Origin of the sequence: Streptomyces formicae (assembly GCF_002556545.1) — a bacterium.
Classification (GTDB): domain Bacteria; phylum Actinomycetota; class Actinomycetes; order Streptomycetales; family Streptomycetaceae; genus Streptomyces; species Streptomyces formicae_A.
The window spans coordinates 6,723,309-6,748,558 of sequence record NZ_CP022685.1 but is presented as its reverse complement, the minus strand read 5'-3'; the positions used below and the strand labels follow the sequence as shown (position 1 = coordinate 6,748,558).

Here is a 25,250-nt window from a genome sequence, read left to right as displayed (position 1 = left end):
GGCACCGGTCCGCTCATTGTTGTCGTGCGGAATCCGCACAGCAAGCAGTCCGGTGGCGCGAGGGACGGGGGAAACAGGGGTCAGCGAATGGGTCGGTGGACGTTTTCGTGAGTGGTGGGTCCGGGCGTGGCGTCAGCGATCCAGGGCCCTTCTCCGGAAGGATCGACAATTCCGGATTCGAGCCAGGTGTACGTTCCGGAAAGGACGCCCTTGACGACCTTGCGGTCCAGATCGTCGGTGTTGGTCCACAGTCGGCCGAAGAGTTCCTCGACGCGGATGCGGGACTGCTCGCAGAAGACGTCGGCCAGTTGGTACGCCTCGCGGCCGTGGTCCTCGGTGGTGCGCAGGAGTTCGGCGCGCACGCACGCCGCGCTCATCGCGAAGAGCTCGGCGCCGATGTCGACGACCCGGCCGAGGAAGCCCTGCTTGGTCTCCATCTTTCCCTGCCAGCGGGACATGGCGTAGAAGGTCGAGCGGGCCAGCTTGCGGGCGTTGCGCTCGACGTAGCGCAGGTGCCCGGAGAGGTCCGTGTGCCCCGCCGGGTGGAACTCTGCGTACGAACGCGGGAGTTGACCGGGCCCCGCGACCAGCTTGGGCAGCCAGCGGGCGTAGAAGCCGCCCGCCTTCGCGCCCGCCCTCGCCTTGTCGGACAGGGACTTGTCGGGGTCGATGAGGTCGCCCGCGACCTTCAGGTGGGCGTCCACGGCCTCGCGGGCGATCAGCAGGTGCATGATCTCCGTGGAGCCCTCGAAGATGCGGTTGATGCGCAGGTCGCGCAGGACCTGTTCGGCGGGGACCGCGCGTTCGCCGCGGGCCTTGAGCGACGCGGCGGTCTCGAAGCCCCGGCCACCGCGGATCTGGACGAGCTCGTCGGCCATCAGACAGGCCATCTCCGAGCCGTACAGCTTGGCGAGGGCCGCCTCGATGCGGATGTCGTTGCGGTCCTCGTCCGCCATCTGCGAGGAGAGGTCGAGGACGGCCTCCAGGGCGAAGGTCGTGGCGGCGATGAAGGAGATCTTCGCGCCGACCGCCTCGTGGTAGGCGACCGGCCTGCCCCACTGCTCGCGGGCACCCGACCATTCGCGGGCGATCTTCAGACACCACTTGCCCGCGCCGACGCACATCGCGGGCAGCGAGAGGCGACCGGTGTTCAGGGTGGTCAGGGCGATCTTGAGGCCCGCGCCCTCGGGGCCGATGCGGTTGGCGGCGGGGACGCGGACCCGGTGGAAGCGGGTCACCCCGTTCTCCAGGCCGCGCAGGCCCATGAACGCGTTGCGGTTCTCGACCGTGACGCCCTCGGAGGCCGCCTCGACGACGAAGGCCGTGATGCCGCCCTTGTGCCCCTCGGACTTCGGCACCCGCGCCATGACGACGAGCAGATCGGCGACGACGCCGTTGGTCGTCCAGAGCTTCACGCCGTCCAGGACGTAGTCGTCGCCGTCGGGGACGGCCGCCATCGCCATCCGCGCCGGGTCCGAACCCACGTCCGGCTCGGTGAGCAGGAACGCGGTGATGTCGGTGCGGGCGCAGCGCGGCAGGAAGGCGTCCTTCTGCTCCTGCGTGCCGAAGATCTTCAGGGGCTGCGGTACGCCGATCGACTGGTGTGCGGAGAGCAGCGCGCCGATCGCCGGGTTCGCCGAGCCGACCAGGGCCAGGGCCTTGTTGTAGTACACCTGGGTGAGGCCGAGCCCGCCGTACTCGGTGCCGATCTTCATGCCGAGCGCGCCGAGCTCCTTGAGGCCGTTGATGACCTCGTCGGGGATCTGCGCCTCGCGCTCGATGCGCGCCGAGTCGATCTTCGTCTCGCAGAAGTCCCGCAGCTTGGCCAGGAACTCCTCGCCGCGCTGCGCGTCCTGGTCGGGCGGCATCGGGTGCGGGTGGATGAGGTCGAGCCGGAAGCGGCCGAGGAAGAGCTCCTTGGCGAAACTGGGCTTGCGCCAGTCCTGCTCACGGGCGGCCTCCGCGACCTGCCTGGCCTCTCGTTCGGAGACCTTCGCCCGGTGCTGGGGTTCGGGGGATGTTGCGGACATGAGGTTCACCTCGCCGCGTGTCGGGGCCACCGGCCCGGCTCGTTACCGACCGGTGCTACTCGATCGTATGTACCCGATTCAGGGCATCTCAGCCAGCCCTCGCGCACGATCCGGCCCGACCTGAGGGTCGTGACCCGGCATCGCGGAATTCTTCGGCAGATCCCCATTCGTGTAAATCACCCGAATACGGCGTGGACTGAATGCGTGAATGCCGGTGACCTTTCCTCTCCGCTCCCCGTTCCAGCAGAACGACTGCTACAGAATGCAGCCGTCACCCCCTCTGCAATTGGAGAAATGATGATCCGGAAGGTTCTGGCCGGCGCCGCGCTCGCGACCGCCGCCACCGCCGCGACCGTGAGCGCCGCCGGTGTGGCCTCGGCCACGACGGGTGGTCCCGAGGCCGAGAACATGACCACCAGCGCGCACGACATGAACAAGGCCGCCCGCGTCGCCTACGGCGAGACGGTCAGCGGCACGGGCAACGGCTCCACGGAGTTCGCCACCAACAACGGTGACGTCGCCATCGCCGGTGACACGGGTGGTGTCGCCAACGCGTACGGCGCCCCGTTCGTCGACGTCGACCTGCGCTGCGCCGTCCCCGCGGCCCAGGGTGTCGGCGGCAACGTCCTCGGCGGCCCGGTCACGACCTGCAACAACGCGCCGGTCGACCAGTTCGACGCCCCCGAGCGCATCATCTGACCCTCCGCCGGGAGCCATTCCGCAATTCCACTCGCAAGTAATTGGCCGGGCATTGCACTGAACGCATGAAACACGGTGCCCTTTCCCTGGCCATTCCCATGGGAGCAAAGATGATCCGGAAAGCTCTGACCGGTGCCGCGCTCATGGCCGCGGCGACGGTCGCGACCCTCGGCGGTGCGGGCGTGGCCGCGGCGGACTCCACGGAGTTCGCCACCGACAACGGCGACGTGGCCATCGGCGGCGACGCGGGCGGCATCCTGAACAGCTACGGTGCCCCGTTCGTCAACGTCGACCTGCGCTGCGCCGTCCCCGCGCCGCAGGGCGTCGGCGGCAACGTGCTCGGCGGCCCCGTGGCGGCCTGCACCAACGCGCCGGTCGACCAGTTCGACGCGCAGGAGCGCGTCGTCTGACGCGGGCGTCGAGTCGAACAGGACCGGCCGGAGCCCCCGCACAGTGGGCTCCGGCCGGTCCTGTTCTCCTGGAGGGTTTCCCTAGAGGGCGAGGCCCGTCAGGACCATCACGCGCTCGTAGGTGTAGTCGTCCATCGCGTAGCGCACGCCCTCGCGGCCCACGCCCGACTGCTTCACACCGCCGTACGGCATCTGGTCGGCGCGGTAGGACGGGGCGTCGCCGATGACCACGCCACCGACCTCCAGGGCGCGGTGCGCGCGGAAGGCGGCCTGGAGGTCGTGTGTGAACACGCCCGCCTGGAGGCCGAACTTGGAGTCATTGACGGCGGCGAACGCCTCCTCCTCGCCGTTCACCTTCTTGAACGTGAGGACCGGGCCGAAGACCTCCTCGCAGGCGATCGTGACGTCGGCGGGCACGTCGGCGAGCACGGTCGGCGCGTAGGAGGCACCCTCGCGCTTGCCGCCGGTGAGGACCTTGGCACCGGCCTTCGCCGCCTCGTCCACCCAGGACTCCACGCGCTTGGCGGCGTCCTCGCTGACCAGCGGTCCCACGTCGGTCTTCGGGTCCGACGGGTCGCCGGTGACCTGGGCCTCGACGGCCTTGACGACGCGCGGTACGAGCCGGTCGTACACGGAGGCGTCCGCGATGACCCGCTGCACGGAGATGCAGGACTGGCCGCCCTGGTAGTTGGAGAAGGTCGCGATGCGCGACGCGGCCCAGTCGAGGTCCTCGTCCGAGGAGAAGTCGTCGAGGACGACGGCCGCGCCGTTGCCGCCGAGCTCCAGGGTGCAGTGCTTGCGCGGCACCGAGTCCATGATCGCGTAACCGACCTTGTCGGAGCCGGTGAAGGAGATGACCGGCATCCGCTCGTCCTGGACGAGGGCGGGCATCTTGTCGTTGGCGACCGGCAGGATGCTCCACGACCCTGCGGGCAGCTCGGTCTCGGCGAGCAGCTCGCCGAGGATCAGGCCGGAGAGCGGGGTGGCCGGGGCGGGCTTGAGGATGATCGGCGCGCCGACGGCGATGGCCGGGGCGATCTTGTGCGCGCAGAGGTTCAGCGGGAAGTTGAACGGCGCGATGCCGAGGACGACGCCCTTGGGGAAGCGGCGGGTCAGGGCGAGGCGGCCCTGGCCACCGGCGTCGGTGTCGAGGCGCTGGGCCTCGCCGCCGTTGAAGCGGCGGGCCTCCTCGGCGGCGAACCGGAAGACGGAGATCGCGCGGCCGAGTTCGCCCCGGGCCCACTTGATCGGCTTGCCGTTCTCGGCGGAGATCAGCTGGGCGATCTCCTCGGTGCGCTCGACCAGGCGGTTCGACACGTGGGTGAGGGCGGCGGCGCGGACGTGGGCCGGGGTCGCGGCGAACTCGTCGCGGACGGCGTACGCGGCGGCGACGGCCTCCTCCACCTGGGCGTCGGTCGGCACGGCCGCCTTGCCGACGACCCGTCCGTCCCAGGGCGAGGTGACGTCGAACGTGGTCTCGCCGGTGGTCTGGCGACCGGCGAGCCAGAAGGCGTGGATGGAAGTCATGTCGATTCCCGGCCCTTCCGCGGAGATGTGTCTGGGGGTACGTCCCTCACCGTAGGGGCAGGCGGTGGGGCTGACGCTTGTCCTACGCGGAGTACTGGCCCCTGGGCCTGCACCGGTTTGTATGTGTCCTGCCCCCCCGGGGTCTTAAGGGGCGCGCCGCTCCGTCAGTCCGAGCCCATTGATGTCGCCTTCAGGGACAGCCACAGCTCCATGCGGACGTCCGGGTCGTCCAGGGAGCGGCCGAGGATCTCCTCGACCCTGCGCATGCGGTAGCGCAGCGTGTGGCGGTGGACGCCGAGGTCGGCCGCCGCCGCGTCCCACTGGCCGTGCCGGGAGAGCCAGGCGCGCAGGGAGGCGACCAGGTCGCCCCGGCCCGTGGCGTCGTGTTCGTGCAGGGCCCGCAGCAGGCCGTCGGCGAAGGCGCGCACCGCGTCGTCCGCGAGCAGCGGCAGGACGGATCCGGCGGCAAGCTCCTCGTGCTCGACGAGGGCGCGGCCGCGCCTGCGGGCCACGGACAGGGCCTGTTCCGCCTGCTTGTAGGCGGTGGCGGCGGCGATCGGTCCTGCCGGTGCGGACAGGCCCATCACCAGCTCGGCCTCGTCGCCCGAGGTGGCAGGGGGCTCCGCGGCCGCGCCGACACGGCCCGCTTCCAAGGCCGCCGCGTACTCGGCGCAGGCCCGCACCCCGGCGCCGCCGTCCACCGCGAGCAGCACGAGCCGCTCCCCGTACGGCACGACGAGCAGCGCCTCGCCCGCGCGGGCGGCCGCCGCCTCGACGACGTCGACGAGCGCGGCCAGCCGGTCGGCGCCGTGCGCCTCCGCGGCCGCGAGGACGACGGCGGACGGCGTGGCGACGGGGCGCGCGCCCTCGTCCCGCGCGTCCCCCTCCCCCGCGGCGCCCGCGCCCGTTGCGCCTTGGGCACCGGCCCGCACCCGCGCGGCCGAGGCGGACGCGACGTCGGCGACGACGAGCCGGAAGGGCGCGTCGAGCAGCCCGCCGTACAGGTCGCCCGCGACGGTCCGCGCGTGGTCGGGCTCCCCCGCGAGCAGCATGCGCAGCACGGCCGCGCCGATGCGCTGCTCGGCGGCGTGCAGCGAGCTGGACCTTTCGGTGGTGAGGGTGAGCAGGGCGATGGCGGAGTGCACCGCGTACCGCTCGGCGGTGCCGAGGGTGGAGGCCGTGCCGACGGCGAGCGCGGCGCGCGGCCTGCGCCCGGTGCCGAGCGAGTGCAGCTCGACGCGGTCCTCGGCGCCCGCGACGACGGAGCTGGCGGGCGCGGGCCGCTCCCTGAGGCGCTCGACGTCGGCGGTGAGCCGGGCCGCCCTGCGCGAGGCCCACTCGGGCGCGGTGGCGACGACGGCGCCCGACGCGTCGTACAGCGCGGCCCAGCCGTCGACCTGTCCGGCGAGCGCGAGCAGCAGTCCTTCGGGGCCGTCGCTCAGCGCCTGTTTGGTCAGCTCGCGCTGGGCGGCGAAGCCCGCGGTCACCGCGCGGTACTGCTCGGCGGCGATGGCGGCGGACACGGCCTTGCTGATGGCGAGGAACGGGGTGCGCCGTGGCACCTCGATGAGCGGCAGGCCCGCGTCGGTCGCGGCGTCGACCAGGGCCGCGGGGATGTCGGGGTAGTGCACGCCGACGGCGAAGCCGAGGCCCACGACGCCGGCGCCCGCGAGGCGCTTCACGTAGCGCCGCATGGCCTCCGGATCCTCCGCGTCCAGCTTGAGCGCGGTGATCAGGAGGAGCTCGCCGCCCTCCATGTAGGGCACCGGGTCGGCGAGTTCGCTGGCGTGCGCCCAGCGCACGGGGGTGTCCAGGCGTTCCTCGCCCGCACGCACGGTCAGTTTGAGCGCGGAGTGGTGGACGAGCGAGGCGAGCGTGGGCGGCATGGGACCTTCAGGTCTGCGGCAGCGGGGCGGGCGGTTCCCGGCCCCCGGGTTGCGGGCGCCGGGATGTGGATCTTTTGGCCGGTCCGTATGAACGACCTGTGTCGATTCTGCCTCACCGTATGGTGCCCCCGAGACCGAACACCTCGTACGTACGGACCGCGGACCCCGGCCGCCCTGGACACCCCGGGTGCCCCGTCCCCGCCGCTTCAGGCCCGCAGGTCGACGAGGAGCGGCGGCGCGTACTCGCCCCGTACGTCTGTGAGCGAGAGCACCGCGTGCCCCGGCGGCACCCCGTGCGCCAGCTCGGAGGCGGACCAGCGCTCGCGTTCGACCTGCCGGACGGTCACGGCGCGGGCCGTCGGCGCGTTGCCGGTGATGACGCGGCGCAGCATGTGCACCGTCTTGCCCAGCGGGGTCTCGGCGATGATCTGCCGGTCGGTGACATCGCGTGCCTCCGTCCACTCCTTGCCCCAGACTTCCGCGAAGTCCTGGCCGTCCCACGGAGTGAGACCGGAGAGCGCCATGCGGCAGCCGATCGCGCCGAGCAGCGGGGTGCGCAGGGGCCGGGGTACGTCATCGAGCGTACGCAAGGTCATCACGACGCCCGCGTTGGCCGACCGCAGGCGCTGGACGCGGCGTACGGCTTCCGGGGTGACCGTGCCCGACGCGTCGTCCAGGACGAGGCAGGCGAACAGGGAGCGGTCCTCGCGGACGGCGGCGCTCGCGGTGAACTGGGCGAGGACCAGGCGGGCCAGGATGCGCGAGGCGTCCGCGTGGCCGCGCTCGGGCAGGTCGACACGGACGCGGACGGGGTGGTCGAGGGCCCGCAGCGAGAAGGGCGTGCTGCGGCCCGTGGTGTCGAAGAAGGCGGCGAAGGCCGGGCGGTCGAGCAGCGCGATGCGGTCGGCGAGGACCGCGCCCGGATCGCCCGGGTGACCCAACTGCCGCTCGCGTGCGTCGAGTTCGCGGATCATCGCCTCCTGGCCCGCTTCCTGCAACGCCTTGCGCAGCGCGCCGAGCGGCCCGGGGGAACCGTCGAGGAGCGCGCGCAGTTCCGGCACGGAGGGGAAGCGCCGGTGCACCGCGGAGTAGGGGCCGAGGAGCTGGGCGAGGCAGGTGGTGGAGCGGCGGCTGTCCCCGCTGGGGTGCGGGTCGACGAGGTCGCCGACGAGCGCCTCGGCGAGCACGGCGGCGGCCTCGTCGGGGTCGGTGGTGCCGCCGTACAGGTCGAGGTCGTACTCGGAGTCGGGGTGTCCCACGCGGACGACCACGTCGTAGTCCTCGGCGGGTCCGAGCCCCGCGCCCGCCGCCCCGACCACGACCACGGCGGCCCGCCCGGCCAGCGCACCCAGGCAGAGCGACTCCGCGATCGGCCACACCACGCGGGCGGTCTTGCCGGAGCCGCCGGGGCCGACGGCGAGCAGCGAGGTGCCGAGCAGCTCGGGCCCGAGCGCGAGCCCCGTGCCCCGATAGGCGTACGGATTGCGCGGGTCGTCGGCGGTCGTACCGATCCGCACCTGCGCGGTGGCCAGGTCGTGCCGGGCGGCCCGCGCGGGCAGGTCCCTGTCCCCCGAGGGGTGCGGGCAGGCGCGGGCGCCGTCGCGCACGACGGCGTCGGTGAAGGCGGCGAGCGGACTGCGCCCGGCCCGCACGGAGCGCCAGGCCCGCGCGATCCTCGCGTGGTCCACGTCCCGCATCAGGCCCGCGCCCGCGTCGGCGGCGAGCCGGTCGGCGGCGGCCTCCGCGCCCGCCGCGCGGAGCTGGGGCCAGCGGGCGGGGTCCTCCTCGGGCGGGGGCGGCGGGGCGGGGGCCTCGCGGCGGCGCAGGTGCGGGGCGACGAAGCGGCGCCAGACCTCGCCCCAGCGGCCGATCTTGCCGACCGCGATCATGATGCCGAAGGCGATGAGCGTGTAGTAGCCGTACCAGACGAACGCGTTGCCGAGCTCGTCGTGGGCGTAGATCCAGGAGTCGGGCAGGAACAGTTCGAGCGGCAGCACCCACCAGCCGCCCAGGTAGCCGTTCCAGAGCAGGGACCAGACGAGCCACCCGACGAGGAAGGCGATCAGCGCGCCGCTGAGCAGTTGCCGGGTCGGTACGACCTCGGGCTCCTGCGCGGGCCTCGGCTTGTGCGCGAACCGCCAGATGCCGGGCAGGGCGGCGGGACGCGGCGCCCGCAGCCAGCCGAGGAAGGCGGCCCCGTCGGGCAGCGGCGGGGCGCCGGGAGCCCCCGCGGGGCGGGGCGGCAGGCCCGGTGCGGGCACCCCTGAGTGCTGCCCTGAATGCGGCGCCACGGCCCCTGGCGGAGGCGCCGCCGGGCGCGGCACCGGTGTCGCGTGAGTGCCGCGTGCGTCGTGCGTGCCGTCGGAGTCCATGCCCCTTGCCCCCTGACCAGCCGATCTGTTGTTTCGCGGGTCAATCTAGTGCCCCGGAAGGGGGAGTTCACCGGATACGCGCCCGGGCCCTGGGTGATCCGGCGTCGCCGGGCCGTGTGCGCCGCTATGTCCACCACGGACAACCGCCACGCCGAACGACTCCCCCATGGAGCATGCCCACCCCCTGGCCCCACCCCTAACCTGCGAAGAAAGCAGTGAAGCGTCCGTATCGCCGCCCCACCCCCGTCAGCAACAGGAGCCCCTCATGACCGCCCTTCCGCAGGAGCGCCGCGTCGTCACCGCCATCCCCGGACCGAAGTCGCAGGAGCTGCAGGCCCGCCGTACCGCCGTGGTCGCCGGTGGCGTGGGCTCGGTCCTTCCCGTCTTCGCCGCGCGCGCGGGCGGCGGCATCATCGAGGACGTCGACGGCAACCGTCTGATCGACTTCGGTTCCGGCATCGCCGTGACCTCCGTCGGCGCCTCCGCCGAGGCCGTCGTACGCCGGGCGAGCGCCCAGCTCCAGGACTTCACCCACACCTGTTTCATGGTCACGCCGTACGAGGGCTACGTGGCCGTCGCCGAGGCGCTCGCGGAGCTGACGCCGGGTGACCACGAGAAGAAGTCGGCGCTGTTCAACTCGGGTGCCGAGGCCGTCGAGAACGCCGTCAAGATCGCCCGTGCGCACACCAAGCGCCAGGCCGTCGTCGTCTTCGACCACGGCTACCACGGCCGCACCAACCTCACGATGGCGCTGACCGCCAAGAACATGCCGTACAAGAACGGCTTCGGCCCGTTCGCGCCCGAGGTCTACCGCGTCCCGGTCGCCTACGGCTACCGCTGGCCGACCGGCGCCGAGAACGCCGGTGCCGAGGCCGCCAAGCAGGCCATCGACATGATCTCCAAGCAGGTCGGCGCGGACAACGTCGCCGCGATCATCATCGAGCCGGTGCTCGGCGAGGGCGGCTTCATCGAGCCCGCCAAGGGCTTCCTGCCCGCGATCGTGAAGTACGCCAACGACAACGGCATCGTCTTCGTCGCCGACGAGATCCAGTCCGGCTTCTGCCGCACGGGCCAGTGGTTCGCCTGCGAGGACGAGGGCATCGTCCCCGACCTGATCACGACGGCCAAGGGCATCGCGGGCGGCCTGCCGCTCGCCGCCGTCACGGGCCGCGCCGAGATCATGGACGCCGCGCACGCGGGCGGCCTCGGCGGCACCTACGGCGGCAACCCGGTGGCCTGCGCCGGTGCGCTCGGCGCCATCGAGACGATGAAGGAGCTCGACCTCAACGCCAAGGCGAAGGCGATCGAGGCGACGATGAAGGCCCGACTGTCCGCCATGGCCGAGAAGTTCGACATCATCGGCGACATCCGCGGCCGCGGCGCGATGATCGCCATCGAGCTGGTCAAGGACCGCGCGACCAAGGAGCCGAACCCGGAGGCCACCGCGGCCCTCGCCAAGGCCTGCCACGCCGAGGGCCTGCTGGTCCTGACCTGCGGTACCTACGGCAACGTGCTGCGCTTCCTGCCGCCGCTGGTCATCGGCGACGACCTCCTCAACGAGGGCATGGACATCATCGAGGGCGCCTTCGCGGGCGTCTGACGTGTGCGGACCCCGTCCGGTGCTGCCCCCGTGACCTGGGGTGACCGTCGGGGCCTGTGAAGAAGGTGTGCGGGCCCCATGTCGGGATGCTGTTCCGCCTGTTGGCCCGCACCTCGCTGCCGTACGGTTTCTGCAGTTGAGAGAAACACCCCGCCCACAGGGGACTGTGGGCGACACCATGGTGGAGCTTCCCCGGCCCCGCCCTGGTCGTGCCCTCGCGCACACACCCGGAGCTTCAGGTTCCGGAACTCCTCACCGATCGGATGGCCGCCCGCCCCACACCCCCCGGGGCGCGCGGCACCCCGATCCGGACGGCCACCCATCGGGAACGGCTGTTCACCGAAGGGCTAGCGCACACCCCCCCTTGCGCTAGCCCTTCGGCGCGTCCGGCCGCACCTTCCTGACAGGCTGCTGTCCATGGCTACCTCCCAGGACCCGCACTCCCCGCGGGCGGACGCGACGCCGGGGCGCCCCGCCCTGTCCCTCACGTCGTGCGCGCTCCTCTTCGCCCTCCTCACCTGGCAGGTCGTCGCCGAAGGGCCGCTGCGCGCGGCCGACGAGCGGGCCGGACGCGCCCTCGTCGGCAGCCGCATCCCCGGCCGGGCCGCCGAGTTCCTCGCCGACCTCGGCAACATCACGGTCGCCGTGCCGGTCCTCGCGGCGGTGATCGCGTACGTGTCCTGGCACCTCCGGCGCGCCGGAACGTTCCGCTGGTGGCTGCCGGGCCTGGCCGCCGCCGTCACGATGGCCTGCGTGCCCGCGCTCGTCGCCCCGCTCAAGTCCCTGATCACGCGGCCGGGACCGCCGGGCATGACCGGCGAGGGCGGCTTCTACCCCTCGGGTCACGCGGCGACGGCCCTGGTCGCCTACGGGGCGGCCGCCCTGCTCCTGCTCCCCCTGCTGCACTCCGCGTACGGCCGCCGCGAACTGGTCATCGGCTGCGCCCTGTTGAACGTGGCGATCGGCTTCGGGCTCGTGCGGCAGGGGTATCACTGGCCGCTGGACGTGGTGGCGTCCTGGCTGCTGTCAGCGATGTTGTTGCAGGGCATGGTGCTGGTCGTCGCGCGCCTCAGCCGAAGTACGCGTCGAAGTTCTTCGAGAACTCCCGGTTGTTGAAGCGGTCCCAGTTGATCGACCAGGTCATCAGGCCGCGCAGGTCGGGCCAGGTGCCGTGGGTCTGGTACGCGCCGCAGTTGGTCTTCTTCGTCAGGCAGTCCAGGGCCTTGTTGACCTCGGCCGTGGAGACGTGGCCGTTGCCCGCGTTGACGGACGCGGGCATGCCGATGGCGACCTTCTGCGGGGGCAGGGCCGGGAAGACGTTGTTCTTGTCGCCCGCCACCGGGAAGCCGGTCAGGAGCATGTCGGTCATCGCGATGTGGAAGTCCGCGCCGCCCATGAAGTGGTACTGGTTGTCCAGACCCATGATCGGACCCGAGTTGTAGTCCTGGACGTGCAGGAGCGTGAGGTCGTCGCGCAGGGCGTGGATGACGGGCAGGTAGGCGCCCGCGCGCGGGTCCTGGCCGCCCCATTTGCCGGTTCCGTAGAACTGGTAGCCGAGCTGGACGAAGAAGGTCTCGGGCGCCATCGTGAGCGTGAAGCCGGAGCCGTACTTGGCCTTGAGGGTCTTCACCGCCGAGATGAGGTTCACGATCGACGGGGTCTTCGGGTTCTTGAAGTCCGTGTCGTCGGCGTTCAGCGAGAGGGAGTGGCCCTCGAAGTCGATGTCCAGGCCGTCGAGTCCGTACTCGTCGATGATCGCCGAGACGGAGGAGACGAACGTGTCGCGGGCCGCCGTCGTCTTCAGCTGGACCTGGCCGTTCTGGCCGCCGATGGAGATCAGGACCTTCTTGCCCGCGGCCTGCTTGGCCTTGATCGCGGCCTTGAACTCGTCCTTCGTCTCCACGTTCGGGCACTCGGTCTTGGGACAGAGGCCGAAGCGGATGTCGCCCGAGGTCGCCGAGGTCGGTTCGCCGAAGGCGAGGTCGATGATGTCCCAGCTGTCGGGGGTGTCCGCGAGCCGGGTGTAGCCGGAGCCGTTGGCGAAGCTGGTGTGCAGATAGCCGACGAGGGCGTGGTCGGCGGGGGCCTTCGGCGCGGCGTCGGCGGTCTGCGCGGTCGCCGAGGTCACCGCGGGCGCGGCGAGCGCGAGCGCCGCGGCGATGGCAAGGGTCGTACGTCTGACATGGCTTATCAGCGAGCGGTCCACAAGTGCCTCCGGACATGGGGGGATTGGAGGGTGGCGCGCCCAACTTGGTCCAGACCAATTGAGTTGTCAAGGTTTCCGGCAGCTCAGCCCTCCGTCTCCCCCTCGCGCGCCATCCGCGCGGCCGCCTCGTGCATCGCGAGTTCGAGCAGCGCCGGGTCCGTCAGCGTGCCCGCGCCGTCCGGCGGGACCAGCCAGCGGACGCCGCCGGTGGACCGCCCCGGGTAGGGCACGACGATCCAGGTGCCCCGGCCGGCGCCGCGCACGCCCGTACCGATCCAGCGGGCGACCGTGCCCGGCGGCACGAAGAACCCCATGCGGGCGTCGCCGAAGTCGGCGAGCACGGGTCCCGGGCGGTCGACGCAGCGGGTCAGCACGTCGAGCGTGGGGTATCCGAGCTCGCCCGGCAGGATCAGCACGTCCCAGCGCCTGCCCGCGGGAAGGAGCGCGACCCCCAGCGGGTTGCGCTCCCACTCCCAGCGGCAGGCGTCCGGATCCGGCGCCACCGACACGAGCCATTCGACCGCCGACTTGGCCTCGGAGCCAGTCATGACGGGACCTCCCTTACCTGTGCGACAACAGTGCTTGCACAGGTGAGAGAGGTCCCGGGGCCACGCATTACGCAGGTTCCGACTACCAGTTGGTAGTGGAGGGAGTCACTGGCCGGAGGCGGGGCGTACGCCGGTCGATCACACCCCGCTCAGCCGCGCGGGACGGCTCCCCCGCGCCCGGCCGCTCAGCTGTCGAAGCCGAGCCCCAGCTTGTCCATGGTCTTGAGCCACAGGTTCCGCTTGCCGCCGTTGGCGTCGGAGCGGGCCAGCGACCACTTGGTGAGCGCCACCCCCGTCCACGCGAACGGCTCGGGTGGGAATGGCAGCGGCTTCGTACGGACCATCTCGAGCTCCGTACGCTCGGTGCGCTCGCCGGAGAGCAGGTCCAGCATGACGTCGGCGCCGAACCGGGTGGCTCCGACGCCGAGGCCCGTGTAGCCCGCCGCGTAGGCGACGCGGCCCTTGTGCGCCGTGCCGAAGAACGCCGAGAAGCGCGAGCAGGTGTCGATCGCGCCGCCCCACGCGTGCGTGAAGCGCACCCCCTCCAACTGCGGGAAGCAGGTGAAGAAGTGGCCCGCGAGCTTCGCGTACGTCTCGGGGCGGTCGTCGTACTCGGCGCGCACCTTGCCGCCGAAGGGGTAGATCGCGTCGTAACCGCCCCACAGGATGCGGTTGTCGGCGGAGAGCCGGAAGTAGTGGAACTGGTTGGCGCTGTCGCCGAGCCCCTGGCGGTTCTTCCAGCCGATCGCGGCCAGCTGGTCATCGGTCAGCGGCTCGGTCATCAGCGCGTAGTCGTAGACCGGAACGGTGTACGAACGCAGGCGCTTGACCAGCGAGGGGAAGATGTTCGTGGCCAGCGCGACCTGGCGGGCGAAGACCCTGCCGTAGGGCGTGCGGACCGCCATCCCCCCGCCCGCGGGGGCCAGTTGGAGCGCGGGCGTGTGCTCGTAGACGCGTACGCCCTTCTCCAGACACGCCCGCTTCAGGCCCCACGCCAGCTTCGCCGGGTGCAGCATCGCGACGCCGTCGCGGTCCCAGAGGCCGCCGAGGAACGTCGGCGAGTCGACCTGCTCGCGCAGCGCGTCCGCGTCGAGCAGCTCCGAGCCCTCGGCGAGACCGTGCTCGGCCATCTCCGCGTACATCTCGCGCAGTTCGGCCAGCTGGTGCGGCGCGGTGGCCACGTCGATCTCGCCGGTGCGTTCGAAGTCGCAGTCGATGGAGTAGCGCTTGACGGCCGCCTCGATCTCGTCGAGGTTGCGGGCGCCGAGCTCCTCCAGCTTCTCGATCTCGCCGGGCCAGCGGGACAGGCCGTTGGAGATGCCGTGCGTCAGGGACGCGGCGCAGAAGCCGCCGTTGCGCCCCGAGGCGGCCCAGCCCGCCTCGCGGCCCTCGACGAGGACCACCTCGCGGCGCGGGTCGCGCTCCTTGGCGATGAGCGCGGTCCACAGGCCGCTGTAGCCACCGCCGACGACGAGCAGGTCGCACCGGTCGTCACCGGTGAGGGCGGGTTCGGGGGCGGGCCTGCCGGGGTCGTCCAGCCAGTACGAGACCGGCTGGGCGTCGGAGAGGGACTTGGTCCAACGGGTCATGGCGCCAGGGGCCATGATTTCCACTCCTTCAGGAACTGCGTAATCGTTACTGAGATTGCTTGTTGCGGCGCTTGCCGATGAGCATTCCGGAAAGTACGAGGAGAACGGCGACGAGGAACATCGCCGTGCCGATCACATTGATCTGAACGGGCGTACCCCGCTGTGCGGATCCCCAGACGAACATGGGGAAGGTCACAGTCGAGCCCGCGTTGAAATTCGTGATGATGAAGTCGTCGAAGGAGAGCGCGAAGGCGAGCAGCGCGCCCGCCGCGATACCGGGCGCGGCGATCGGCAGCGTGACCCTGAGGAAGGTCTGCACGGGACCCGCGTAAAGGTCCTGCGCGGCCTGTTCGAGGCGCGGGTCCATCGACATGACGCGCGCCTTGACGGCGGTCACCACGAAGCTGAGGCAGAACATGATGTGGGCGATCAGGACGGTCCAGAAACCGAGCTGCGCGCCCATGTTGAGGAAGAGCGTGAGCAGCGACGCGGCCATGACGACCTCGGGCATCGCCATCGGCAGGAAGATCAGCGAGTTGACCGCGCCGCGCGCCCGGAAGCGGTAGCGCACAAGGGCGAAGGCGATCATCGTGCCGAGCACGGTCGCGCCGATCGTCGCCCAGGTGGCGATCTGCAGGCTCAGCGAGAGCGAGCCGCACATGTCGGCGACGCCGCACGGATCCTTCCAGGCGTCGAGCGAGAACTCCTGCCAGGAGTAATTGAAGCGGCCCTTCGGTTTGTTGAAGGAGAACACCGTCACGACGACGTTCGGGAGCAGCAGATAGGCGAGCGTGAGCAGACCGGCGATGACGACGACATTGCGCCGGAGCCAGCGGAAGAGGGCGGAGAAAGCGGCCATCAGACGAGGTCCTCCGTCCCTGACTTGCGGATGTAGAAGGTGACCATGAAGAGGATCGCGGCCATGAGGATGAAGGAGAGCGCGGCGGCCGTCGGGTAATCCAGAATGCGCAGGAACTGCGTCTGGATGACGTTTCCGACCATGCGGGTGTCGGTGGAGCCGAGCAGGTCCGCGTTCACGTAGTCGCCCGCCGCGGGAATGAAGGTGAGCAGCGTGCCGGAGACGACTCCCGGCATGGAGAGCGGGAAGGTCACCTTGCGGAAGGTCGTGGACGGCTTGGCGTAGAGGTCGCCCGCGGCCTCGTGCAGTCGGCCGTCGATGCGCTCCAGGGAGGTGTAGAGCGGCAGGATCATGAACGGCAGGAAGTTGTACGTGAGTCCGCAGATCACCGCGAGCGGGGTGGCGAGCACCCGGTCGCCGTCGGTGACGCCGAGCCAGCTGGTGACGTCGAGGACGTGCAGCGAGTTCAGGGCCCCGACGACCGGACCGCCGTCGGCGAGGATCGTCTTCCACGCCAGCGTACGGATGAGGAAGCTGGTGAAGAACGGCGCGATGACCAGGACAAGGATGAGGTTGCGCCAGCGGCCCGCGCGGAACGCGATCAGGTACGCCAGCGGATAGCCGAGCAGCAGACACAGGATCGTGGCGGCGCCCGCGTACATCACCGAGCGCAGGAACTGCGGCCAGTAGTCGCTCAGCGCGTCCCAGTAGGTCGCGAAGTGCCAGGTGACCTTGAAGCCCTCTTCGAGGGAGCCGGTCTGCACGGACGTCGACGCCTGGTAGACCAGCGGCAGCGCGAAGAAGACGACGAGCCAGAGGATGCCGGGGAGCAGCAGCCAGTAGGGGACGAGGCGGCCGCGCCTGCGGGTCTTGCGCGGGGCGGCGTCGGCCTCGGGGACGGGCTTGGCCTCCGGGGCCGGGGGCGGTGGTGCGTCGGTCACGGTCGTCATGCGGAGGTGTCCTCCTCGACCTTCTCGACGCCCGCCTCGACGTCCTGCGTCGCGTCGAGGCCGAAGGTGTGCGCGGGGTTCCAGTGCAGGACGACCTCGGCGCCCGGGGTGAGCCTGCCGTCGCGCTCGATGTTCTGCGCGTACACCTCGAAGGAGTCGCAGAGCGGGCTGTCGACGACGTACTGCGTGGAGACGCCAATGAAGCTGCTGTCGGCGATGGTGCCGGTGAGGCGGTTGCGGCCCTCGGGGATCTGCCCCGCGTCGTCGGCGTGCGTGAGGGAGATCTTCTCCGGGCGTATGCCGACCAGGACCTTGCCGCCCGCCGTGGTCGGGGCAGTACATCGGGCGGCGGGCAGCACGAGCTTGCCGTCCCCGGCCTTCAGGACGATGTCGTCGCCGCTGGTGCCGCCGATCTCGGCCTCGACGAAGTTCGACGTGCCGAGGAAGTTGGCGACGAAGGTGGTCCCCGGGTTCTCGTAGAGGTCGGCGGGGGCGCCCAGCTGTTCGACGCGGCCGCCGTTCATCACGGCCACGGTGTCGGCCATCGTCATGGCCTCCTCCTGGTCGTGCGTGACGTGCACGAAGGTGATGCCGACCTCGGTCTGGATGCGCTTGAGCTCCAGCTGCATCTGGCGGCGCAGCTTCAGGTCGAGGGCGCCGAGCGGCTCGTCGAGGAGCAGCACCTTGGGGTGGTTGATGAGCGCGCGGGCGACGGCGACGCGCTGCTGCTGTCCGCCGGAGAGCTGGTGCGGCTTCTTGCGGGCCTGCTCGCCGAGCTGGACGAGGTCGAGCATCTCGCCGACCTGCTTCTTCACGGACTTGATGCCGCGCCGGCGCAGGCCGAAGGCGACGTTCTCGAAGATGTCCAGGTGCGGGAAGAGCGCGTACGACTGGAAGACGGTGTTCACGGGCCGCTTGTAGGGCGGCAGCGCCGTGACGTCCTGGTCGCCGAGGTGGACCGTGCCCGTGCTGGGCTCCTCCAGGCCCGCGATCATGCGGAGCGTGGTGGTCTTGCCGCAGCCGGACGCCCCGAGCAGCGCGAAGAAGGAGCCCTGCGGCACGGTGAGATCGAGCGGCCGCACGGCGGTGAAGGAGCCGTAGGTCTTGCTGATCCCGCTGAGGCGGACATCGCCGCCGTGTTCTTGAGCAGTGGTCATGGTGGGTCCAGGGTCCAGGGGAGGTCGAGGGGGAACGGGGGGCGCCCCTTCAGGGGCGCGGGGAACTGCGCGAGCAACCACAAGAAGGCCGCGGCCGAATACACGCCGGAGCGCAGCCGCCTACGAACCCGTCAGCTTCGCGAACTTCTCTTCGTACGCGGTCTCTTCCTTCGGCGTCAGCGACCTGAACGCCCGGGACTTCGCCTTCATCTCCTTGTCGGGAATGATCAGCGGATTCGACGCCGCGTCCGCGTCGATCTTCGCGAGCGAGTCCCGCACTCCGTCGACCGGGCAGACGTAGTTGATGTACGCCGCCAGGCGGGCCGCGGGCTCCGGCTCGTAGTAGTAGTCGATGAGCCGCTCCGCGTTGCGCTTGTGGCGCGCCTTGTTGGGGACCAGCAGGTTGTCCGTGGACGTGATGTAGCCCTGGTCGGGGATGTGGAAGTCGACGGCCGGGTTGTCGGCCTTGAGCTGCACGATGTCACCGGCCCAGCCGAGGCACGCGGCGATGTCGCCCTTGTCCAGGTCGGAGGTGTAGTCGTTGCCGGTGAACCGGCGGATCTGCTTCTTGTCGACGGCCTTCTGGAGGCGGGCGATCGCCGCGTCGAAGTCGTCGTCGGTGAAGTCAGCGGGGTCCTTGCCCATGTCGATGAGGGTCATGCCGACCGTGTCGCGCATCTCGGAGAGGAAGCCGACGCGCCCCTTGAGCTTCGGGTCGTCGAGCAGCTGCGAGACGGACGTGATCTTCTTCCCGCCGGTCGCCTTCTTGTTGTAGGCGATGACGGTGGAGATGCCGGTCCAGGGGTACGAGTAGGCCCGCCCCGGGTCCCAGTCGGGATCGCGGAACTGGGTGGAGAGATGGGCGTACGCGTGCGGCAGGTTGGCCGGGTCCAGTTTCTGGACCCACCCGAAGCGGATCAACCGGGCGGCCAGCCAGTCGGTGACGCAGATGAGGTCGCGTCCGGTGTCCTGGCCCGCGGCGAGCTGCGGCTTGATCTTCCCGAAGAACTCGACGTTGTCGTTGATGTCCTCGGTGTACTTGACCGTGATCCCGGTGCGCTTGGTGAACGCCTCCAGGGTGGGCCGCCGGTTCGCGTCCTTCTCGTCGACGTCCATGTACTCGGTCCAGTTGGAGAAGGTGACGCGCTTCTCGTCGGCCGAGTGGTCATCGGCCGCGACGCCTCCCTTGGCCTTGCCCGCCGCGGGGATCCCGCAGGCGCTCAGCGCCCCGAATCCGCCGACGGCGAGCGCGCCGCCCGAGGTGGCGCGCAGCAGGGAACGGCGGGTCAGGGAACCCCGGCCGTTCCTCAGGCTGCGGTGCATGGCGGCCAGTTGGGCCGGGGAGGACAGGCGGTCTGGCTCGTACTGCTCCATGCGCGTGGTTGCCCTTTCGGGATGATGTGCGGCCGCGGGTCAGGCGGCCTGGTGATGGCTATCGGTCCCCGAAGATCGTGCGGTGCCAGTCCTTGCGGACCACCGCGGTGTTGTCGAACATGACGTGCTTGACCTGCGTGTACTCCTCGAATGAGTACGCGGACATGTCCTTTCCGTAGCCGGACGCCTTGTAGCCGCCGTGCGGCATCTCGCTGAGGATCGGGATGTGGTCGTTGACCCACACGCAGCCGGCCTTGATCTCGCGGGTCGCCCGGTTGGCGCGGAACACGTCGCGGCTCCAGGCCGATGCGGCGAGTCCGTAGGGGGTGTCGTTGGCGAGCCTGATGCCCTCGTCGTCGCTGTCGAAGGGCAGCACCACGAGCACGGGCCCGAAGATCTCGGACTGCACGACCTCGCTGTCCTGCGCCGCGTCGGCGATGAGCGTGGGCTTGTAGAACGCCCCGGGGTGCTGGAGCGCCTCGCCGCCGGTCACCACGCGCGCGTAGGAGCGGGCCCGGTCGACGAAACCGGCGACGCGGTCGCGGTGGACGTGCGAGATGAGCGGGCCCATGTCGGTGCTCGGGTCGAACGGGTCGCCGAGCCGCACGGACTCCATGAGGTCGGCGACGCCCGCCACGAAGGCGTCGTACAGCGGACGCTGGACGTACGCGCGCGTGGCAGCGGTGCAGTCCTGTCCGGAGTTGATGAGGGCGCCCGCGACCGCGCCGTGCACGGCGGCGTCGAGATCGGCGTCGTCGAAGACCACGAAGGGCGCCTTGCCGCCGAGCTCCAGGTGGAGGCGCTTGACGGTGGCCGTGGCGATCTCGGCGACGCGCTTGCCGACGCCGGTGGACCCGGTGAAGGACGTCATGGCGACGTCGGGGTGGCCCACGAGGCGCTCGCCCGCCTCCTTGCCCGCGCCCGTGACGATGTTGACGACACCGTCGGGGATACCGGCCTCGGTGGCCGCCTGCGCGAACAGGAGCGAGGTGAAGGGGGTCAGCTCGGCGGGCTTCAGGACGATGGTGTTGCCCGCGGCGATCGCCGGCAGGACCTTCCAGGCGGCCATCTGGAGGGGGTAGTTCCAGGGCGCGATGGAGCCGACCACGCCGATCGGCTCACGGCGTACGTACGAGGTGTGGTCCCCGGTGTACTCCCCCGCCGACTGGCCCTGCAGGTGCCGGGCCGCGCCCGCGAAGAAGGCGGCGTTGTCGACGGTGCCGGGGACGTCGAACTCCCGGCTCAACTTGATCGGCTTGCCGCACTGCAAGGACTCGGCCTGCGCGAACTCCTCGGCCCGGTCGGCCAGCACGCCCGCGAAGCGGTGCAGGGCGTCCGAGCGCTCGCCCGGGGTGGCCCGGGCCCAGCCGGGGAACGCCTCGGCGGCCGCGGCGACGGCGGCGTCGACGTCATCGCTCCCGGCGAGTTCGTACGAGTAGACCTCGTTGCCCGTGGCGGGGTCGACGACCGCGTGGTGGGTGCCCGACGTCCCCTTGGTCAGCCGCCCCGCGATGTACTGCGCGCCGTCCGAGAAGTGGTCCTGCGCCTGGAAGTTGTGCATGACGCTCTCCTCCGCCGCCCTCCCCGTCCCGGGGGTCGGCGTAGCTCCAGATCGATTTGAGTGCCGATCCTGGCAGAGCAGTAGTAGTCCAACAAGTGATTCCGTTGTTGCCTTTTGGTTACGCGACGGAATCTGTCGACCAGGTGTCGAGTCGTCCTGGAAAACCGAGGACGGAGTGTCAGTGGTGCCTGCCACACTCCCGTGTATGACGAAGATCGACTCGGTGCGTTCCGTGGCGGACCTCGTCCGCGTGGTGCGCGCGGGCGAGAAGGTGAAGTACCTGCACTTCTGGGGCCACGCCCCGCGAAGGGACGGCTCCCTGGGCGCCAGCTGCTTCAGCCAGTGGTGGCCCTCGCCGTTCACCGTGGACGGCGTCGGGTACGCGACGGCGGAGCACTGGATGATGGCCGCCAAGGCCCGCCTCTTCGGCGACGCGGAGGCGGAGCGGGCGGTCCTCGCGGCGCGGACGCCCGCGGAGGCGAAGAACGCGGGACGGCTCGTGCGGGACTTCGACGAGACGACATGGGCGCGGGAGCGCTTCGGGATCGTCGTCGAGGGCAGCGTCCACAAGTTCACGTCCGACCCGGCGCTCCGGGACTTCCTGGCAGGGACGGGGCGGCGGGTCCTCGTCGAGGCGAGCCCGCTGGACCGCGTCTGGGGCATAGGACTGGCCGCGGACGACCCTCGCGCGCAGGACCCCACGAGGTGGCAGGGCGCGAACTTGCTGGGATTCGCGCTGATGGCCGCACGAGAGCTGACGGAGGCGCCTTGAGCGAAGGGTTTCGGGGTACTCGCGGTGCTCCGTTACCCATGAGGGAGAAGGAAATGGAGTGGCTCGACAGGGCGGCGTGCGTCCGCGAGAACCAGGATCCGGAGCTGTTCTTCCCGGTGGGCGGGTCGGGGCCCGCCTTACGGGACGTCCGCGAGGCGAAGGCCGTGTGCCGCCGGTGCCCGGTGGCGACCCAGTGCCTGGAGTGGGCCCTGGAGACGGAGCAGTCCACCGGGGTCTGGGGCGGTACGTCGGAGACGGAGCGGGCGGCGCTGTCCAGGGCGTCGCGGCGCAGGGCACGCAACGCGAAGCGGCGTGCCCCGGCGGGCCGGGGCTCGGGCGGACGCGATGCGGGCGGACGCGGTGCGGACGGGCGGAGTTCGCAGGGGCGCCGGGCCACAGGGGCTCGGGAGCGCTCGACGCCGGGTGGGTGAGCGCTCCCTCGCGCAGGAGCGGAGTTCGTGCCGCGCGGGTCAGATCGTCGCGCCACGCGGATCAACTCGTTGCGCCGCGCGAATCAGCTCAGCGCGCCGCGCGAATCAGCTCAGCGCCGCCCTCGCGATGCGCTCGGCCACCGCGTTCATGTCCTTGCCCTTGGCATCGGTCGCGTTGACCGAGTAGACCAGGGTGCGTGAGCCGTTCTCGGTCGCGGCGATCATGTTCGTGTAGCCGTAGCGGGAGCCGGTCTTGAGCCAGACGACCCGGTCGCCGGCCTGGTACCGCTGGAGTCCCGCGCCGAAGGTCGCGTCCTTGACCTTCGCGGGCAGCGTGAACATCTCCTTCAGCTGCGGCCGCGGCACGACCTCCCCGCCGAACAGCGCCCGCGTGAACCGCTCCAGATCGGCCGTGGAGGAGATCATGTCGCCCGCCGCGAAGCGGTCGTACTGGTTCCACTCGGTCACGTCGACGAGCCGGGTGCCGCCGTCCGCCCGCTCCCGCGTCTGGTAACCGCGGTTGTGCGGACCGCGGATACGGGGATCGGCGCCGGGGAAGTACGTGTCGCGCATGCGCAGCGGCTCGAAGATCCGCTCGCTGGCCTGGTGCGCGTACGTGTCCCCGGTGACCTTCTCGATCAGCATGCCGAGCACGGTGTAGCCGATGTTGCGGTAGTGCTGCTCGACGCCCGGATCGTGCTCGGGGCCCTTCGCGACGGCCGACGCGACGACGGCCTCGTAGTCCAGCGTCTCGAAGCGGTGCGCGTACTCGTCGTCGAAGCCGTCGCCCGACTTCAGACCGCTGGTGTAGTTGAGCAGGCTGCGTACGGGGATGGGCTTGAACTTCCCCGTGAGCAGGCCCGGCATGTAGTGCTGCACGGGCTCGTCGAGGTCGAGCGTGCCCTCGGCGGCCAGTTGGAGCGCCACGGCCGCCGTCACGATCTTCGTCGTGGAACCGGCGCGGAACCGGCCGTTCGGATCGGCCTTGCGGTGCGTGACCAGGTCGTGCACCCCGGAACTGCCGCGCCAGGTCCCCTCCGGGCCGCCGACGCGGACGAGCGCGGCCGTCGCGTCGGCGTTCGGCAGGCCCTTGATCGCCTCGCGCAGGGCCTTGGCGTTGGGGCCGGTGGACGGCTCTGGCGCGGGCCGGTCGTGGGCGGCGAGGGTGTGGGCGGCGTGGGCGTCGGCCAGGGCGGGTGCGGCCGCCGCGCCGGTGAGGCCGAGGACGAGGGCGGCGGCGAGCGCGGCGCGGGCAGGGACCTTCACGGTGACGGGCTCCTCGGTCGTTTCGGTGTCGTGCTCTCATCCTGATGATCACCGGACCGGGGCGGATCGTCGGCGGGGAGGGGGTGGACCCGGGTTGTCGTCCGGGTCAACGGGCGTACAGATCAAGGGGGTTGCTGAGGGAAGCCCCCTAAGGGGTGCCCTCAGGAGGTGCGCAACGCGTCCAGGACGTCCACGCGGTTCGTGGTGATCGCGTCGACGCCCGCGTCGAGCAGGCGGCGCATCGAGCGGCGGGTGTCCGGCGTCCAGACCGAGACGAGGAAACCCTCGCGGTGGATCTGGAAGGCCAACTCGCGGTCGACCAGGGCGAAGCGGTAGTTGAGCCAGCGCGGCCGCACCGCGTCGAGCACGGCGCGACGCGGCGGTGCCAGGCTCGTCCAGGTCAGGGCGATCTCGGCGCCCGGGTCCGCCGCACGCACGGCGAGCATGGCCTGCGCGCCCGCGGTGTAGTACACGCGCTCGGCCGCCCCGCAGTCGGCGACGACCCCGACGATCGTGCGGACCGCGGCGGGCGTCGCGCCCGGCAGGTCGATCATGAGCCGGTGCCCGTCGGTGGCCTTCAGCGCCGCTTCGAGCGTGGGGACGCCGTCCTCGGTGAGCCCCGCGACCTCCGCGGCGGACAGCGCGGCGAGCGGACGGTCGTAGCCCCACAGCCGCTTGAGCGAATCGTCGTGCAGCAGGACGGGCGTTCCGTCGCCGGTCAGACGGACGTCGATCTCCACCGCGTCCGCGCCCCTTTCGAGCGCGGAGCGCAGGGAGGGGAGCGTGTTCTCGCGGACGCGGTAGGGATCGCCTCGGTGGGCCACAGCTGTCACGGTGCGCATGGGCCCATTGTGGTGCCGTCCTTACGGAGCGAGCCACGTCTCCGTGTACGTGTCGATCTCCGCGGCGATGCGGTCCTTGCCCGCGCGGTCGAGGAAGGACACCTCGACGGCGTTCTTGGCGAGGGCCGCGATGCCGCGCTCGTCGAGGCCGAGGAGGCGGGCCGCGACGGCGTACTCGGTGTTCAGGTCGGTGCCGAACATCGGCGGGTCGTCGGAGTTGATCGTCACCGTCACCCCGGCCTCGACGAACTGCTTGAGCGGGTGCTCGTCCAGGGTGCGGACCGCGCGCGTCGCGATGTTCGAGGTCGGGCAGACCTCCAGCGGGATGCCGCGCTCGGCGAGGTGGGCGAGCAGCTTCGGGTCCTGGGCGGCACTGGTGCCGTGGCCGATGCGCTCGGCACCGAGGTGGGTCAGCGCGTCCCAGACGGTCTCGGGCCCGGTGGTCTCGCCCGCGTGCGGCACCGAGCGCAGGCCCGCGGCGATCGCCTGGTCGAAGTAGGGCTTGAACTGCGGGCGCGGCACGCCGATCTCGGGCCCGCCGAGCCCGAAGGAGACCAGGCCCTCGGGGCGCAGCTTGTCGGTCGTGGCGAGCCGGAGCGTCTCCTCGGCCGACACGAGACCGGCCTCCCCGGGGATGTCGAAGCACCAGCGCAGTACGGTGCCGAACTCCTCCTCGGCGGCCTTGCGGGCGTCCTCGATGGCGTCCATGAAGGCGCGGTCGTCGATGCCGCGGCGCACGGAGGAGTACGGGGTGATGGTCAGCTCGGCGTAGCGGACGTTCTGCCGGGCCATGTCCCTGGCCACCTCGAAGGTGAGCAGGCGCACGTCGTCCGGGGTGCGGATCAGGTCCACGACGGACAGGTACACCTGGATGAAGTGCGCGAAGTCCGTGAACGTGAAGTAGTCGGCGAGCGCCTCGGGGTCCGTCGGTACGGCGGAGTCGGGGTGCCGGGCGGCCAGCTCGGAGACGATCCGGGGGGAGGCGGAGCCGACGTGGTGCACGTGCAGTTCGGCCTTGGGCAGCCCGGCGATGAAGGCATGCGGGTCTCTGTCGGGCGCGGCTGCGGGCTGCTGCTGCTCGGTCACGGTTTCCTCCCCAGGAACGGGTTTGATCGGCTGATCGGTGGGACGGGGCTCATCGTACGGTCGCCGCCGGTGGGGGCCGGTGCCG

General features: G+C 71.1%; 19 protein-coding genes and 2 pseudogenes. 6 read left to right on the top strand and 15 right to left on the bottom strand.

The window, feature by feature from the left end; genetic code table 11:
* Positions 1–80: 80 nt before the first annotated feature.
* Positions 81–2,030 (bottom strand): acyl-CoA dehydrogenase family protein, encoded by a 1,950-nt coding sequence (locus tag KY5_RS29660; RefSeq protein ID WP_098247541.1) that lies wholly within the window; start codon positions 2,028–2,030, stop codon positions 81–83.
* Between the two features lie 294 nt (positions 2,031–2,324).
* On the opposite strand from KY5_RS29660, the gene KY5_RS29655 reads away from it, so the two are divergent.
* Together KY5_RS29655 and KY5_RS29650 are read left to right on the top strand one after the other, a co-directional pair.
* Positions 2,325–2,729 carry a hypothetical protein gene (locus tag KY5_RS29655; protein WP_234362908.1) on the top strand — a complete coding sequence of 135 codons (405 nt, stop codon included), beginning with the start codon at positions 2,325–2,327 and terminating at the stop codon, positions 2,727–2,729.
* A gap of 110 nt (positions 2,730–2,839) precedes the next feature.
* Entirely contained in the window at positions 2,840–3,139 is a 300-nt protein-coding gene (locus KY5_RS29650; protein WP_098245095.1) for a hypothetical protein, read from the top strand.
* Between the two features lie 81 nt (positions 3,140–3,220).
* Here KY5_RS29650 and KY5_RS29645 read toward each other — a convergent pair whose 3' ends face one another.
* From KY5_RS29645 to KY5_RS29635, 3 genes are all read right to left on the bottom strand, one after another.
* Entirely contained in the window at positions 3,221–4,666 is a 1,446-nt protein-coding gene (locus KY5_RS29645) for an aldehyde dehydrogenase family protein (RefSeq protein WP_098245094.1), read from the bottom strand.
* A 164-nt stretch (positions 4,667–4,830) separates the two neighbouring features.
* A complete protein-coding gene (locus tag KY5_RS29640; protein WP_098245093.1) occupies positions 4,831–6,552 on the bottom strand; it encodes a PucR family transcriptional regulator in 1,722 nt (573 codons plus the stop codon).
* Positions 6,553–6,758: 206 nt separating this feature from the next.
* Entirely contained in the window at positions 6,759–8,924 is a 2,166-nt protein-coding gene (locus tag KY5_RS29635; RefSeq protein WP_098245092.1) for an ATP-binding protein, read from the bottom strand.
* 265 nt (positions 8,925–9,189) lie between these two features.
* Between KY5_RS29635 and gabT the strand changes: the two genes are divergently transcribed.
* Both gabT and KY5_RS29620 read left to right on the top strand, forming a co-directional pair.
* On the top strand, positions 9,190–10,524 hold the full coding sequence (gene gabT / locus KY5_RS29630) for a 4-aminobutyrate--2-oxoglutarate transaminase (RefSeq protein ID WP_098245091.1): 1,335 nt from the start codon (positions 9,190–9,192) through the stop codon (positions 10,522–10,524).
* 417 nt (positions 10,525–10,941) lie between these two features.
* A complete protein-coding gene (locus KY5_RS29620) occupies positions 10,942–11,640 on the top strand; it encodes a phosphatase PAP2 family protein (protein WP_098245090.1) in 699 nt (232 codons plus the stop codon).
* Here the strand turns inward: KY5_RS29620 and KY5_RS29615 are convergent.
* The 8 genes and pseudogenes from KY5_RS29615 to KY5_RS29580 form a co-directional block, all read right to left on the bottom strand.
* Positions 11,594–12,652: pseudogene (locus KY5_RS29615) on the bottom strand (chitinase); the annotation flags it as partial. The gene KY5_RS29620 and the pseudogene KY5_RS29615 overlap by 47 nt on opposite strands.
* A 161-nt stretch (positions 12,653–12,813) precedes the next feature.
* Complete coding sequence (locus tag KY5_RS29610; protein WP_098245088.1) at positions 12,814–13,278, bottom strand: hypothetical protein; 465 nt, start codon at positions 13,276–13,278, stop codon at positions 12,814–12,816.
* 185 nt (positions 13,279–13,463) lie between these two features.
* Positions 13,464–14,882: an NAD(P)/FAD-dependent oxidoreductase gene (locus tag KY5_RS29605; RefSeq protein WP_098245087.1), complete on the bottom strand. Its 1,419-nt coding sequence runs from the start codon at positions 14,880–14,882 to the stop codon at positions 13,464–13,466.
* A 31-nt stretch (positions 14,883–14,913) separates the two neighbouring features.
* Positions 14,914–15,726 carry an ABC transporter permease gene (locus KY5_RS29600; RefSeq protein ID WP_098245086.1) on the bottom strand — a complete coding sequence of 271 codons (813 nt, stop codon included), beginning with the start codon at positions 15,724–15,726 and terminating at the stop codon, positions 14,914–14,916.
* On the bottom strand, positions 15,726–16,676 hold the full coding sequence (locus KY5_RS29595) for an ABC transporter permease (RefSeq protein WP_098245085.1): 951 nt from the start codon (positions 16,674–16,676) through the stop codon (positions 15,726–15,728). The genes KY5_RS29600 and KY5_RS29595 overlap by 1 nt, the downstream gene beginning before the upstream one ends.
* Positions 16,673–17,833 carry an ABC transporter ATP-binding protein gene (locus KY5_RS29590; protein ID WP_098245084.1) on the bottom strand — a complete coding sequence of 387 codons (1,161 nt, stop codon included), beginning with the start codon at positions 17,831–17,833 and terminating at the stop codon, positions 16,673–16,675. Before KY5_RS29590 ends, KY5_RS29595 begins: the two co-directional genes overlap by 4 nt.
* 120 nt (positions 17,834–17,953) lie before the next feature.
* On the bottom strand, positions 17,954–19,207 hold the full coding sequence (locus tag KY5_RS29585; protein ID WP_098245083.1) for an ABC transporter substrate-binding protein: 1,254 nt from the start codon (positions 19,205–19,207) through the stop codon (positions 17,954–17,956).
* A 58-nt stretch (positions 19,208–19,265) separates the two neighbouring features.
* Positions 19,266–20,768: a gamma-aminobutyraldehyde dehydrogenase gene (locus KY5_RS29580; protein ID WP_098245082.1), complete on the bottom strand. Its 1,503-nt coding sequence runs from the start codon at positions 20,766–20,768 to the stop codon at positions 19,266–19,268.
* A gap of 205 nt (positions 20,769–20,973) precedes the next feature.
* Here KY5_RS29580 and KY5_RS29575 point away from each other — a divergent pair, with 205 nt between their 5' ends.
* Both KY5_RS29575 and KY5_RS42680 read left to right on the top strand, forming a co-directional pair.
* A complete protein-coding gene (locus tag KY5_RS29575; protein ID WP_098245081.1) occupies positions 20,974–21,540 on the top strand; it encodes an NADAR family protein in 567 nt (188 codons plus the stop codon).
* A gap of 53 nt (positions 21,541–21,593) precedes the next feature.
* A pseudogene (locus tag KY5_RS42680) lies at positions 21,594–21,845 on the top strand (WhiB family transcriptional regulator); the annotation flags it as partial.
* A 231-nt stretch (positions 21,846–22,076) separates the two neighbouring features.
* Here the strand turns inward: KY5_RS42680 and KY5_RS29565 are convergent.
* The 3 genes from KY5_RS29565 to KY5_RS29555 all read right to left on the bottom strand — a co-directional run bounded on the left by KY5_RS29565 (position 22,077) and on the right by KY5_RS29555 (position 25,192).
* Positions 22,077–23,237: a serine hydrolase domain-containing protein gene (locus KY5_RS29565; RefSeq protein ID WP_098245079.1), complete on the bottom strand. Its 1,161-nt coding sequence runs from the start codon at positions 23,235–23,237 to the stop codon at positions 22,077–22,079.
* A 161-nt stretch (positions 23,238–23,398) separates the two neighbouring features.
* Positions 23,399–24,079: a glycerophosphodiester phosphodiesterase gene (locus tag KY5_RS29560; RefSeq protein WP_098245078.1), complete on the bottom strand. Its 681-nt coding sequence runs from the start codon at positions 24,077–24,079 to the stop codon at positions 23,399–23,401.
* A 21-nt stretch (positions 24,080–24,100) separates the two neighbouring features.
* Positions 24,101–25,192: an adenosine deaminase gene (locus KY5_RS29555; protein WP_418952884.1), complete on the bottom strand. Its 1,092-nt coding sequence runs from the start codon at positions 25,190–25,192 to the stop codon at positions 24,101–24,103.
* Positions 25,193–25,250: the final 58 nt, after the last annotated feature.